Origin of the sequence: Actinoalloteichus fjordicus, assembly GCF_001941625.1 — a bacterium.
Lineage (GTDB): Bacteria > Actinomycetota > Actinomycetes > Mycobacteriales > Pseudonocardiaceae > Actinoalloteichus_A > Actinoalloteichus_A fjordicus.
Genome location: NZ_CP016076.1, coordinates 4,154,017 through 4,165,764 on the forward strand (window position 1 = coordinate 4,154,017; position 11,748 = coordinate 4,165,764).

Annotated in this window: 15 protein-coding genes, 1 pseudogene and 1 CRISPR repeat array (1 of these 17 only partly in view); of the genes and pseudogenes, 5 read left to right on the plus strand and 11 right to left on the minus strand. The window is 69.1% G+C overall.

All coding sequences use genetic code 11. From position 1 onward, the window contains the following. A CRISPR array of direct repeats spans nt 1-859; the repeat unit is 29 nt; unit sequence GTGCTCTCCACGGACGTGGAGGTTGGTCG; it begins 386 nt to the left of the window's first position. Between the two features lie 160 nt (nt 860-1,019). Continuing rightward, nucleotides 1,020-1,685, plus strand: a complete 666-nt coding sequence (locus tag UA74_RS17775; protein ID WP_075764954.1) for a DUF1707 SHOCT-like domain-containing protein — start codon at nt 1,020-1,022, stop codon at nt 1,683-1,685. Nucleotides 1,686-1,723: 38 nt separating this feature from the next. Here UA74_RS17775 and UA74_RS17780 read toward each other — a convergent pair whose 3' ends face one another. Further along, nucleotides 1,724-2,470, minus strand: a complete 747-nt coding sequence (locus UA74_RS17780) for an FMN-dependent NADH-azoreductase (protein ID WP_075764956.1) — start codon at nt 2,468-2,470, stop codon at nt 1,724-1,726. A 40-nt stretch (nt 2,471-2,510) separates the two neighbouring features. Between UA74_RS17780 and UA74_RS17785 the strand changes: the two genes are divergently transcribed. Then, on the plus strand, nt 2,511-3,413 hold the full coding sequence (locus UA74_RS17785; RefSeq protein WP_075764958.1) for a sigma-70 family RNA polymerase sigma factor: 903 nt from the start codon (nt 2,511-2,513) through the stop codon (nt 3,411-3,413). A gap of 83 nt (nt 3,414-3,496) precedes the next feature. Here UA74_RS17785 and UA74_RS17790 read toward each other — a convergent pair whose 3' ends face one another. Further along, complete coding sequence (locus UA74_RS17790) at nt 3,497-4,015, minus strand: RNA polymerase sigma factor (protein ID WP_075764960.1); 519 nt, start codon at nt 4,013-4,015, stop codon at nt 3,497-3,499. Between the two features lie 594 nt (nt 4,016-4,609). Between UA74_RS17790 and UA74_RS32060 the strand changes: the two genes are divergently transcribed. Then, entirely contained in the window at nt 4,610-4,762 is a 153-nt protein-coding gene (locus UA74_RS32060) for a hypothetical protein (protein ID WP_157442266.1), read from the plus strand. 388 nt (nt 4,763-5,150) lie between these two features. Here the strand turns inward: UA74_RS32060 and UA74_RS17795 are convergent, their stop codons facing one another. Both UA74_RS17795 and UA74_RS17800 read right to left on the minus strand, forming a co-directional pair. Beyond that, nucleotides 5,151-5,609 carry a hypothetical protein gene (locus UA74_RS17795; RefSeq protein ID WP_157442267.1) on the minus strand — a complete coding sequence of 153 codons (459 nt, stop codon included), beginning with the start codon at nt 5,607-5,609 and terminating at the stop codon, nt 5,151-5,153. Between the two features lie 94 nt (nt 5,610-5,703). Continuing rightward, entirely contained in the window at nt 5,704-5,937 is a 234-nt protein-coding gene (locus UA74_RS17800; protein WP_157442268.1) for a hypothetical protein, read from the minus strand. Between the two features lie 266 nt (nt 5,938-6,203). Here UA74_RS17800 and UA74_RS17805 point away from each other — a divergent pair, with 266 nt between their 5' ends. Both UA74_RS17805 and UA74_RS17810 read left to right on the plus strand, forming a co-directional pair. Then, a complete protein-coding gene (locus UA74_RS17805; protein ID WP_157434273.1) occupies nt 6,204-7,163 on the plus strand; it encodes a helix-turn-helix domain-containing protein in 960 nt (319 codons plus the stop codon). Continuing rightward, on the plus strand, nt 7,160-7,357 hold the full coding sequence (locus tag UA74_RS17810; RefSeq protein WP_075741283.1) for a DUF397 domain-containing protein: 198 nt from the start codon (nt 7,160-7,162) through the stop codon (nt 7,355-7,357). Before UA74_RS17805 ends, UA74_RS17810 begins: the two co-directional genes overlap by 4 nt. A gap of 63 nt (nt 7,358-7,420) precedes the next feature. Here UA74_RS17810 and UA74_RS32065 read toward each other — a convergent pair whose 3' ends face one another. From UA74_RS32065 to UA74_RS33690, 7 genes and pseudogenes are all read right to left on the minus strand, one after another. Continuing rightward, the gene (locus UA74_RS32065; RefSeq protein WP_157434274.1) at nt 7,421-7,594 is read right to left on the minus strand and encodes a hypothetical protein; all 174 of its coding nucleotides are present in this window, start codon (nt 7,592-7,594) and stop codon (nt 7,421-7,423) included. A gap of 54 nt (nt 7,595-7,648) precedes the next feature. Continuing rightward, complete coding sequence (locus UA74_RS32070) at nt 7,649-7,786, minus strand: hypothetical protein (protein ID WP_157442269.1); 138 nt, start codon at nt 7,784-7,786, stop codon at nt 7,649-7,651. A gap of 134 nt (nt 7,787-7,920) precedes the next feature. Continuing rightward, nucleotides 7,921-8,166 carry a hypothetical protein gene (locus tag UA74_RS17815; protein WP_157442270.1) on the minus strand — a complete coding sequence of 82 codons (246 nt, stop codon included), beginning with the start codon at nt 8,164-8,166 and terminating at the stop codon, nt 7,921-7,923. Nucleotides 8,167-8,197: 31 nt separating this feature from the next. Continuing rightward, nucleotides 8,198-8,764, minus strand: coding sequence for a GNAT family N-acetyltransferase (locus UA74_RS17820; protein ID WP_232237306.1), 567 nt, complete (start codon nt 8,762-8,764; stop codon nt 8,198-8,200). Continuing rightward, complete coding sequence (locus UA74_RS17825) at nt 8,718-9,539, minus strand: lasso peptide biosynthesis B2 protein (RefSeq protein WP_083683295.1); 822 nt, start codon at nt 9,537-9,539, stop codon at nt 8,718-8,720. The genes UA74_RS17820 and UA74_RS17825 overlap by 47 nt, the downstream gene beginning before the upstream one ends. A 106-nt stretch (nt 9,540-9,645) precedes the next feature. Then, a pseudogene (locus UA74_RS17830) lies at nt 9,646-11,124 on the minus strand (albusnodin/ikarugamycin family macrolactam cyclase); the annotation flags it as partial. 304 nt (nt 11,125-11,428) lie between these two features. Next, complete coding sequence (locus tag UA74_RS33690; RefSeq protein ID WP_157442271.1) at nt 11,429-11,596, minus strand: albusnodin family lasso peptide; 168 nt, start codon at nt 11,594-11,596, stop codon at nt 11,429-11,431. Nucleotides 11,597-11,748 lie beyond the last annotated feature (152 nt).

The window sequence follows — 11,748 nt, forward strand, 5'->3', positions numbered from 1 at the left end:
GTTGGTCGCCCGGCAAGGAATCGGTCTGCATCATCGGCGAGTGCTCTCCACGGACGTGGAGGTTGGTCGACCTCCCCCAGAGTGGTGTTGACGTGGCCGATGTGCTCTCCACGGACGTGGAGGTTGGTCGGGGAGATGGCGGCGTCGGGCATGATGGCAGGCGTGCTCTCCACGGACGTGGAGGTTGGTCCGACCTGGCGGCGGCGGCAGGCCGGCGCGGTCCGTGCTCTCCACGGACGTGGAGGTTGGTCGGCGGGACGGGCTCGGGCAGGACACGAGTAGCGTGCTCTCCACGGACGTGGAGGTTGGTCGGTCGATCATTGATCGAACTGTTCTCAGTTGGTGTGCTCTCCACGGACGTGGAGGTTGGTCGCAACCCGCGCGCCCACCCGAGCCGGTCTTCGCGTGCTCTCCACGGACGTGGAGGTTGGTCGGACATCGTCGCCGGGATCTTCGCCAGCACCGCGTGCTCTCCACGGACGTGGAGGTTGGTCGTCGCTGCGGACCCGTTGACCAGAGGAGCAAGGTGCTCTCCACGGACGTGGAGGTTGGTCGCTGCTTCCCGTCCTCGTCGACGAAGTCTTTCTGTGCTCTCCACGGACGTGGAGGTTGGTCGTGACGGTCGTCGGGTCCTCGGGCACTGGCGGTGTGCTCTCCACGGACGTGGAGGTTGGTCGATGCGGCGGCGGGCGTGGTCCGAGCGGGATTTGTGCTCTCCGCAGACGTGGAGGTTGGTCGAAACCGGGTGCCCGATCATCGCGGTGACCACGTGCTCTCCGCAGACGTGGAGGTTGGTCGTCTGTTGCGCAGAAGATTGACACTGATTGCCAGTGCTCTCCGCAGACGTGGAGGTTCGTGGCGACCGGGAGACCGAGAACGTCGACAGCCGTCCTCCACCCATGTGGAGGCCTTCCAGCGCTGCACCACATCCCGCACCACCTGACGGCCGAACACCCGCCGCCCCCGCCAGCCGCCGCATCCTGGCAGAGGAAACGTGAACTCTCTGCGAGAATGCCCCCGTGGAGGACGAGCAGATCGAGGTACGCATCGGCGATCGTGAGCGCCGGAGTGTGGACGCCCGCTTGCGGGCGGCGCTGGACGACGGTGTTCTGACGTTGACCGAGTATGACGAGCGGACGGCGAAATGCTGGGCCGCGCGCACCCGGGAGGAACTGCGGCTGCTCACGCGCGACCTTCCGGAGCCCGCAGCCGAGAACGGCGCCGAGGGCACGACCTCCACGGCGCCGCAGACTGCCCCGCGAACGACTCCCACCAAATCAGACGAGGACGACGAGGACGAGGCGAAACCCGGCATCGTCTCGCGCGTCGTCGGCGGGCTGGTCACCGGCGTCCTGGTGGCGGCCGGGGCGTTCCTCGGCTGGCAGGTCATCGACTCTGATGACGGCGCTGCGGTCTTCGGTCGCCAGACCGTCCACGTCGTGGAGGGTCAGGAGTCCGTCGACGTCGGCGCGCTGTTCGGTCGGGTGGAGATCGTCGTCCCGGAGGGTATGCGGGCTCGGACGTCGGGCATGTTGGTGTTCGGCCGAACGGACTGTGAGCTGGCCTGCGCCAACGATGCAGGCACGGAGGACGTCGTCGTCAATGTGACCGGCGGGCTCGCGCGCGTCGACATTCTCACCCCGGCGGAATTCGCCGAGGAAGAGGCCGACGACGAGGACGACTGAGTCGTTCGAACCCGCGCGGCGTCGAGCCCGCCCCGTCCTCACCGCACGATCGCCTCTTGGACCACCGGCATGCCGCGCTTCTGCCGATCGCCGTTCCGCCCTCGGCGTGCGGCATGACTCGCGGCGGTGTTCTCGGCCAGGGTTCGCGCCTCAGCTCGTGAGATCGCCGCCTGCGGGCGGAGATCGGCCATCGCCGGGTCGAACTCGACTGCGGTCAACTCGACGGCGATCACGGTGACCTCGGCGCCGAACAGGTCGCCGAAGATACGTCGCAGGTATGGCGTCGCATGGTCCCAGCCCTCGCGCGGTGTGCCGGGCCCGTAACCGCCGCCGCGCGCGATCAGCAGCGTCAGCGGGACACCGGCCAACGCCTGACCAGCCGGTGTGTGGCGCGGGTCGAATCGCGGATCAGTGATCAGCAGATCGATCCAGGATTTCAGCGTCGCGGGAGCACCGAAGTTGTACAGCGGTGCGCTCACGGCGATCTCGGTAGCAGCGAGAGCCTCGTCGGCGAGGTCGACGGCGAAGGCCGTGGCCTCGCGCATGGCCGGGGTCCGGTGCCCCTCGGACAGGAACCCGGCCGCGACGGCTTCGCGCCAGGTCGCGTGCAGGTCGGGGCAGGCGGTGAGGTCGCGGCGGACGACCTGATCGGCAGGCCAGGCTTCCGCCATGATGTCGGCGAGTTCGCGGCTGAGGGAGCCCTGTCGGCGGATGCTCGTGTCGACGCGGAGAAGAGTCATCTGGTCTGGTCGTCCCATCGGCTCGGTCTGGTTCGTCAATGACATGACGACAGACCTGACGGATCGGCGCGGGGCGAGGGGACAGATGAACGAGCGAGACAGGGCGGCTCGGCGGTTCGAGGAGCATCGGGGCCACCTGCGGACGGTCGCCTATCGGATGCTGGGCTCGCGAACCGAGGCCGAGGATGCCGTGCAGGAGACCTGGTTGCGGTTCGACCGCTCCGACACCGACGCCGTGGACAATCTCGGCGGCTGGCTGACGAGGGTCGTCGCTCGGGTGTGTCTGGACATGCTGCGGTCCCGACGGGCGCGGCGGGACCAGCCCGTGGAGTGGCCGCCTGCGGAGTCCGTGAGGTCCGCCTCGGCGGCCGAGTCCGGCTTGCAGGCGGCCGATCCGGAGCACGAGGCTGTGCTGGCCGACTCGGTGAGCCGCGCGCTGCTGGTGGTGTTGGAGACGTTGTCTCCTGCCGAGCGCATCGCGCTGGTGCTGCATGACAGCTTCGCCGTGCCGTTCGCCGAGATCGGCCCTCTGCTGGACCGCTCCCCCGCCGCCGCCAAGAAACTGGCGGGTCGCGCGCGGCAGAAGGTGCGTGGCAGCACGGAGGCCACCAGCTCCGACCTTGCTCGACATCGCAAGGTCGTCGACGAGTTCCTGACCGCCGTCCGCAACGGCGACCTGGACGGGCTGCTGACGGTGCTGCACGTCGACGTCGTGCGGCGGGTCGACGGCATGGTGCCCGCGCAGGTTCCCGCCGTCGTGCACGGCGCGCGGAACGTCGTCGAGGAGGCTCGATTCTTCGCGGTGCGTGCTCGTCGGGCGCAGGCTGTCCTGATCGACGGCGCTCCCGGTGCCGTGGTGTTCGAGCGCGGCGAGCTCACGCTGGCCCTGGTGTTCACCATCGACGGCGATCGAATCACCGAGTTCCAGGTGATCACCGATTCGGTCGGTCTTCGGAGGCTCCGGGTCGACCGGCCTAGATCGGGGTGACCACGTCGCGAGCCGCTCGGCGGGCGACGGTGTGGCGGTTGCGGACGGCGTCGATCCGGCGGGTTCGTCGACCCCGCCCCGCCTCACGACGCCAGGTAGTTCTCCCGCAGGGCCCTGCGGGCTCGCCAGGCCAGCGCGGCCACCGAGTTGGGGCGCATGCCGAGGTCGGTGGCGACGTCGATCAGCAGATCGCCCTCGATGTCGATGCGGTGCAGGATGTCCTGCCAGCGGGTGCGCAGCTCACTGAAGGCGCGGGCGATGTTCTCGTGTTCCTCCACGCGCACCATCCGTTCGAACAGCGCGGTGTCGGCGGCGGCGGCCAGCGGATGTTGGTCGTCGCGGACGTCGCCGACGAACGACACGAGTCGATCCCGGCGGTGGTGGTCGGCGCCGATCGTCCGCACCGCCGTGCACAGATACGCCCGCAGGTGCTCGATCCGCTGCCCCTCGACGAGCGAGAGCCGCAGGACTCTGGCCACGGCCTCGGCGGCGAGGTCCTCGGCGGTGGCGGGGTCGTTGACGACGCGGCGGGCGGCGCGGAGCAGGGCGGGCCAGTGGCTCATGATCTCCGCGCCGAGGGCAGCGCGGTCGGCTGGTCGCATGGGAACGTTCCTCGTGATCAGCGGCAGTCGGGACAGGTGATGTGGGTGAACGGCAGGTGATCACCCGGTGTGGCAATGACGCGGGTGTCCAGACAGCGGGCGCAGCTCGTGCGACGGCGGCTGCGACGGGTGGGCACCGAGGTCCCTGGCGCGGGCGTGGGGGATCGGGCGGCTGAAGAGGGCGCGTGCTGCGCAGGCGGCGAGGGCGAGGGCGGCACGACCTCCGGTGCCGCCGCAGGCGGCCGGGTTCTCGGCGCGGCGGGGTTCGACGGTGCGGCTCGGGCCGCCGGGGTCGACGGCAGCTCGGGCCGAGTCGCAGGCGACGGCTCGGCCTGCCGGGGCGACGGGAGGACGGGCTCGGTCAGAATGTCGGAGAACGGGGAATGGTGTTCACGGGAGGCAGACATTCGCGGTCACTCGTTTCCGGACGAATGGCGGATGATTCGCCCACACCACCGTGATTCTGCGTGTTCTGGCGTGGGTCGGCGGAGGTCGCAGGCCGCCCGCGAATGGCGATCGGCGGGACGTCGAACGCGGGCGGCTCGGCGATCAGGCTTCGGCGTCAGGCGGGGCTTTCCTGGCGCGGGGCTTCTCATGGGTCGACTCGTGTTCCAGGCTCTCGGCGACGGTGGCGTCCTCGCGGGGACAGAAGTGCAGGTACGGGACCGGCGGGCCATCGCCTCCCGTTCGGTCTCGTCGGGCCGTCGGCGCATCCAGGGTTTCAACAAGGAGAACACCACTCTCTAGAGGAGACATCGAGAACTCGGGCAGGACTTCGGGCAGGCACGGCTGATCGAGCGCGCAACCCAGGTTGATGCGAGGGAATCGGCAGAGAATTCCGGGCGGAATTCCGGTCGGGACAATGGATCGGCGGTCTTTTCATCACTGTCGTCGGATCGACCGATCGGGTCGGCCCGGGATCGCCAGTGGGGCGGTCGTCACTCGACGACCGCACTCCGCCGAACCGCGAGCCGGAACGTCTGCGCTGGGGCCTGGTGGTCTGCTGGGGTGATGACGACAAGCCGGGCGACCGCCGAACTGGGCGGTGACCGCCGCGTCGTCGGTGGACGGTGTCGGCGGCGGAGGATCACTCCGGCGGCGGGCGGCGCGGGCGGCGGCGGTGAACGCCTCGTGGTCAGGGGGTGGAGACGGACTGCCGCGCGATCGGCGGTTCCGCCGGGATCGGCGCTCCTACCTGGATCGGGTCGGCGACGTGGGCGACGGCGCTGGTCAGCGCGACGGCCAGGGCTCCCCGTCGGGCGATGTGCCATTGGCGGACGGTGGTCTCACCGGACAGCAGCAGGATCGTCACCTGGCCGTGGTGGACCACGACGCGCACCCTGCACGCCTGGTGATCCCGTCCGGTGGCGGCGACCTCGACGGCGAGGACGGGACGCGGGTCGGTGACGGTGTCGCACACCAGCCGGGCCGCGCGGGAGTTCAGCGCGGCGAGGCCTCGGCCTGCGGAGGCGAGCGCGACCGAGCGGGTCGTGCGGTCGGCCACCAGCACCAGTGACATCGCTCCGCCGGGCGTCACGTGCGCGGGAACGGCGGACACGAGCGGGGCGGCGATCATGACTCGTCCGCTGACCATAGGGACACTCCGAGGTAGCGGCGGATACGGGCGGCGGGCAGGCGGCGCAGCGCCCCCACGACGAGGAGCCGGGGCGGACGCCGGTTGACGGTGATCACCGGACCACCGCCGATACCGGGCGGCGACGACGACGGGTGCGGGCGGCGGCGGTGAGGCAGTCCGGGCAGAGCTGCCAGTCGAAGTAGCAGACGGCCAGCGGTTGCCGGTTCATCGGCGTGAACTCGGTGTCGGGGTCGCACCACGGTGCGACCTGGGGTGCGGGACGGACCTCGGGAGCACCGAGGTGGGTGTCTCCTCTGGCGAGCGAGCGGACGAACCAGGCGGGCACGACACCTCCGGAAAACAGGACGGGCAGGGCGGAACGGGTTCGGCCGGACCGATGCGTTTCACCATCGCGCCGCACACCGCGACATCGACGGCGTCATAGGTCGGATCGAGCCGATGTTCGAGGCGGCGGAAGACGCCGGCGTAGCGGCGGGTAGCGGGCAGCTGGCCAGCGAGGGCGTTCATCGGGACACCGCTTCAGGAACAGGCGCGAGAGAAATGCGACAGGACCGGTTCCGCTCGGGCAGATGACGATCATGCTCACCTCCGGTGCGATGCGCGGCCGATTGCGCCGCGCTTCCCAGATCATGTGAAACTGTTACAGCAGATGCAAACCAGGAAATTCATATGAAAAAGATTCATTGGGCTAGCCTGTGTTACATGGCGAAGGCTTCTAGGTCACCCCGGGCACGAACGTTGGGCAATGCCATCAGGGCACTGCGAGAGTCGAAGAGCCTGCCTGCGCGCGAGGTGGCCCGACGAATCAGCACCTATGCGCCGTTCATCGGCCGGGTCGAGAGTGGAACAAAACTGCTCACCGTGGACGAGGCGTCAGTCCTACTCGGCGCGCTGGAAGCTTCACCCGAACAGCGCAACCGAATTCTCGATCTCGTCCGTGATCTGGACCGCCCGAACTGGCATCTGTCGGGCGCGAATCTTCCCGACCAGCTCGAAACTTTGATCATGTACGAACGTGAGGCAACCCAGATCACCGAGGTGTCGCTGATGCTCATCCCCGGTCTGCTGCAGACCGGGGACTACGCCCGCGCGGTCATCCACTCAGGACGCGAGGGTGGCGACGACACACTCGTCTACACCCGTCTCGGCAGGCAGGAAATACTGAACAAGCCGTCCGGTCCGCGTTTCGTCGGCATCTTGGACGAGGGCGCTGTCCGCCGGGAGGTCGGTGGGCCGGACGTGATGGCTCATCAACTCGGCCATCTGACGAAGCTGATGCGTGAGGGCACGATCGACATCCGTGTACTGCCGGTGAGCCTCGGCGTGCACGCGGCGATGTCCGGATCGTTCTGGATCGGCGAGTTCGCAGATGCGACTCCGATCGTCCATCTGGAACATCTGGCTCACGGGTCGTTCATCGACGAGCCGTCCGACGTGGAACCGTTCCTCACGGCACGCAGTAATCTACTTGCGGCTGCGTTGGACTCAGCCGAGTCGGCTGATCTCATCGCGGCGGCTGCTGAACGCCACGCGCGAGACGAGGCACGATGACGGTTGATCTCCCCCCTGATCGGTGGCGTACGTCCACCCGCACCGCCCAGAATGGCAACTGTGTCGAGATCGGCGACGGAGCAGAGTTAATAGCCATCCGCGACACCAAAGACCGCGAGGGCGGCACGCTCGTCGTCAGCCGGGTCGCCTTCGACTCATTCCTCAGCTCGGTCAAGTCCGCCCGGCAGAGCTGACCACGACGGCAGCCGGGGCGCGAGCGGCCCGCTCGCGCCCCGGCTTCGTCACGTCCTCCAGCGTCAGACGGTCCCGCCTCCGACATCCCGCCGCCGCAGCAGCCCCGCCGCCCCGACCAGACCCACCACCACATACCCGCCGAACACCGCGAGCCCCTGGCCCGGCGACAGCAACGCGGGCGACTCGACGATCGAACTGAACGCGGCGGCGGTGTTGGAGGGCAGATACGGGCTCACGGCCTCGGCGATGTCCTGGCCCAGCAGGGTGATCAGCCCCCGGCAGAACCGGAATCACGCCGACGAAGATGGAATCGCAGCCGAGGTACTGCGCAGCAACCCGCCCTGGTTCGGGTCGACGAGGTGTTCTACGGCGCCGGTCAGCGCGGCGGCCAAGGCGCCCCGGCGGGCGATCTCCCCTTGGCGGGTCATGGTCGAACCGAACCGGACAGCAGCACGATCATCGCCTGGCTGAAGACGCGGACGAGGTGGGTGAACGGCCCCGGTCGAGAGGATCTCAAGGCCGCGTATACGCGCTGAGCGGCCCGCAGACGAACGAGAGCGGCCTAGGCAAGGTTCATTCGGCCGCTCTCTGCACTCCCCCACGCGGCCACCAGCCGCCACAACGTGTCCGGCTGGTCCTGATCATCCGTGCCGCGCTCGGGATCATCGCGGCTGTTCTGCCGCCGAGCCGTCTCGGCCGCGCGGGGCGCGAACTCGGGTTGATTTCGCGTCCGCCGTTGCCGAACCGCCAGCGTGCCGACGAGCAAGGCCAGCACCACGAGCACGGCCAAGCCGACGACTACCGGCACCGGCACGGACCTCGGCCCGCCGAGCATGGCGTCACAGGGCAGGCTCAACGATATGTCGCACGGCGGACGTTCCGGGGAAGTCGGCCGGGATCGCGTCCATGAGCGTTTCGTTCGCCGGTTCACCGAGCCAGTACCCGGACTGTCGGCGCTCCCCGATCGTGCGGAAACCGGCCTTCTCATAGGCCCGGATAGCGGCCGTGTTCGGGGACAACACCGCCAGGTAGACGCACCGTAGGTTCGTGATGTGAAAGGCATAGTCCAGCGTCAACCGGGTTGCTTCCGTGCCAATGCCTCTGCCCCGGCTGGCCGCGCTGAGCTGAATGACGAACTCACCGGTCCGCACGTGGTGATCAATCAGAACCGCCGTGGTGCCGACTGGCGCGGGCTCAGCACCGGACATGTCGTACACGGTGAACCGTAGTTGGTCATCGGTACCGCGTGCCTGGTGCTGGTATCCCTCGCGCCGGTTGTCCAGTGAGTCCGGCGTCTGTCGGCCGTAGCCGACCAACACGGCCGGGTCCTGCTCCCACTGCCAATACTGGTCCACCAGGTCACCGGAGAACGGGCCGAGTCCGGCACCGTCCCCGCGAATCCACACGATCGGTTCCCTTTTCTCGTTCATCGTTCTCGTCTCCGAGGTTGCGTACCGGGATGGTGCGTAGCGCCGTGAACCGCAAGGTGGACGGCGGTTCGGCCACCGGGTGTCCGTCGTCAGTCTCCACCCAAGCGTGAAGCCGTACGGGATCGGCCGCCACGCCGTGGCACCACGTCACCCGTTGGCGGGACACGGCCAACAGCAGTGCGACGGCGGCCGACTCTTCCAGACAAGCCACGCGGCCCGGGGCCAGAAGTCCGGCCCGCCGTACCGCGTGGACAGCCTGGCGCGCATGTTCGGCGGACGCGGGGTCGGTGGCGCATCGGGCGGCCCACGTCAGTAGCCGGGTGAGCCGAGCCATGCGCGTCCGTCCCCGGCCGCCACCGAGCACGCCGAACACCACGGCCAAGGCCAGGCCCGCGCGCATGGTCACGCCGAGCGGGGCGCGGACCGGCTCCGCGCGTCCGGCCGCCAGTTCGTGAGTGCCCCAGCTCGGCACCCACGGCGGCCCCGCCACCGGGGGTGACCACGGCCGGGGCCGCCGGGTCGGCACAATCAGTCCGGCCGCGCCGAGCTGGCCGAGCAGGGTTCGCGCTGACGCCGCGTCCAGCGCGCCCGGCGCGTCCGGGTTGCCGGTAATCGCCAGCTCGGCCCACCAGCGGGCGGCCGGGCCGATCAGGATTTCCACATTGCCCGTGCGGTAGTTCACGATCACCGTTGCCGGCCCCACGTCGGCCGCTCGGACGTGATCGGGGACCGTGATGTGTTGAGTGCTCACGCGGCCCCCTGGACGTTCTGAGCCGCCGACCATGCCACGGGCGGGGCTGGTCCACGGCGCGTAGCCACACCTCAGCGGCCACGGCCGGTTCCACGGTGGAGAACGCCACGGGCAACCCGGCCGCAGTCATGGTCAACATGCGCCGCAACGCGACCGGGTCCACTAGTCCCAGCTCGGCCAACCGGCCGTCCGCCAAGCTATGAAGCTCGGCCAGGTTGGCGCGCATCCCGTTGTAATGGTCCGGGTTGAAGTCACCTTTCGTCGTACGCGCGGCAAGCTCGGCGGGGAAGAGGTCGGCCAGCGCGTCCCGCAGTACCGGTTTGTAGTCGGCGGGGCCGGGCAGGCAGTCCAGCGACACCGACAGGTAGGCGTCGATCACTCGGGAGTCGGTGAACGGATTGTGCAGGGGTATCCCGACGAACTCGGCTAGCTGAACGTCTGCCCGCGCCGTGCGGCCCACTTCCGCTATACCTTCCGCCGCAACAGTCACGGCGAACGACGTGGCCGGGGCCTCGCTCACCCGATCGGCCGCTTTCGACGCAACGGCCGTGGCCCTTCCTCGTGCATCGGGCGTCGCCCACGGCGGGGCCGGTTCGGTTCCATACCAACGAATATCCCCGTCCGGGCCGTCTGGCAGACCGGCCCACAGAGTGCACGCCATCTCCCACACCGCATTCTTACGGCCGGTGCGCGCCGTGCGGTAGGCGGTAGCCAGCAACGGCCACACGGGCAGTCGGCGCAGGCGTGCCCACCGGGTTGTCTCGACCAGAGCACGCCGGTAGTTCCCGGCTGCCATGAGATCGGCAAGCATGATCGGCGGGGAACACAACAGGCTGTCCCCGCCGTCCCCGGTCAGGTGGCAGTCGGACCCGAGCGTGTCCCGCATCCATCGGAGCTGACCGGAAAACCGCGCGTCTGCGATGGTGGACGGAGCGGGCTCGTCGGTCACGGGCACGGCGTCCAGCGCCGAATACGGCGCGTGCTCGGCGTCAAGGGGCATGAGCCGATGAACGATGCTGGACCGCTCGGCCGCAAGACGGGCGTAGAACATGTCACCCCCAGCGGCGTGGCCGACCGGGTACACCGTCACGCCGGTCACTGTCCGATCGGGGCCGACCGACTGAGCCGACAGCAACGCAAGCGCCGTGGAGTCGTAGCCGCCAGACAGGTCCACGGTCGGCATCGTTGCCGCGTCCAACCGCACGGCCACCGCCGACGCCAGCTCGTCCCGCAACCGTTCGGCCGGGGAACCTGAGCGCGGCCGGGGCCACCACAACCGGCGCACCATGGGCGTGCCGTTCGTCGGCACCGTCAGCCGGTGCCCGGCCTGCACCAGGGAGACGCCCTCGAACGCGGACAGCCCGTCCAGCACCACGGGCACGGACGGGGCCAGTAACCACCCGGCCAGCGGTCCAGGTCCGGCGCTGCCCCGGTCAGCCCGGCCAGCGCGCGGGAGCTGGACGACCAGTAGACCCCGCCGTCCGCCGTCGTTATATAGATCGGCCAGGCCCCGCCGACGTCGGTCCACACGGTGGTTCCCTTGTCGGTCACTTCCACGGTGGTGTAGCTCCCCTGCCAGCGCCACGCCACGTCATCCGGGACGCCGTGTGTCCGAGCTGGGCCATGTCCGCCCGCGTGACACCGCAGGGACCGATCACGGCCACGGTGCGGCTGCGGCTGCGTGTCGTGCGGAACTCATACCCCGGCCAGTGTCCGACAGACCAGCAGCCCGCCGAGTGCAGCCAGGCCGTCCCGTCGTTCGGGGTGCGCACGGGGGCCGTGGGATTGCTGGATCCTCCGAACCAACGCATGTGTTGCCTCTCTTCTCTCTGTGCCGAACGTGGCTGGTACCCGGTCTAAGACCGGACCGGGCACCAGCACGGTGCGGACTAGTTGTAGGCCCGCCGCTTGTCCTCTGAACTGCCCTTGCCCTGGCCGAGCGTCACCGCCGACGCCTCACCCATCGACACCAGCAACACAGGCGGGTCCTGCTCCGTTGAGTGCTCGTTCGGCTGCTGCGTCGGGTCCTCGTCCGGCTGTGTGAACTGGGTCAGCATGTCTGCCCTCATTCCGTGGGTTTGTGCGGCTGATGCTGCGCATTCAGTCCTTACACCTCCCGACCCGCGCCGGGAAGCCGCGCCAGAGTGAGCCTTCTGAGCCGTTCGGGACCGGTTCCGGTAACGCGGTGTACGGCTCGGCGCCGGCAATG

What these genes read in the sequence shown, in the direction of transcription:
- UA74_RS17810 (WP_075741283.1), top strand. Translation starts at nt 7,160, where the DNA reads ATGACGGTTGATCTCCCCCCTGATCGGTGGCGTACGTCCACCCGCACC.
- UA74_RS17790 (WP_075764960.1), bottom strand. Translation starts at nt 4,015, where the DNA reads ATGCGACCAGCCGACCGCGCTGCCCTCGGCGCGGAGATCATGAGCCAC.
- UA74_RS17785 (WP_075764958.1), top strand. Translation starts at nt 2,511, where the DNA reads ATGAACGAGCGAGACAGGGCGGCTCGGCGGTTCGAGGAGCATCGGGGC.
- UA74_RS17780 (WP_075764956.1), bottom strand. Translation starts at nt 2,470, where the DNA reads ATGTCATTGACGAACCAGACCGAGCCGATGGGACGACCAGACCAGATG.
- UA74_RS32060 (WP_157442266.1), top strand. Translation starts at nt 4,610, where the DNA reads ATGGGTCGACTCGTGTTCCAGGCTCTCGGCGACGGTGGCGTCCTCGCG.
- UA74_RS33690 (WP_157442271.1), bottom strand. Translation starts at nt 11,596, where the DNA reads ATGCTGACCCAGTTCACACAGCCGGACGAGGACCCGACGCAGCAGCCG.
- UA74_RS17795 (WP_157442267.1), bottom strand. Translation starts at nt 5,609, where the DNA reads ATGGTCAGCGGACGAGTCATGATCGCCGCCCCGCTCGTGTCCGCCGTT.
- UA74_RS32070 (WP_157442269.1), bottom strand. Translation starts at nt 7,786, where the DNA reads ATGACCCGCCAAGGGGAGATCGCCCGCCGGGGCGCCTTGGCCGCCGCG.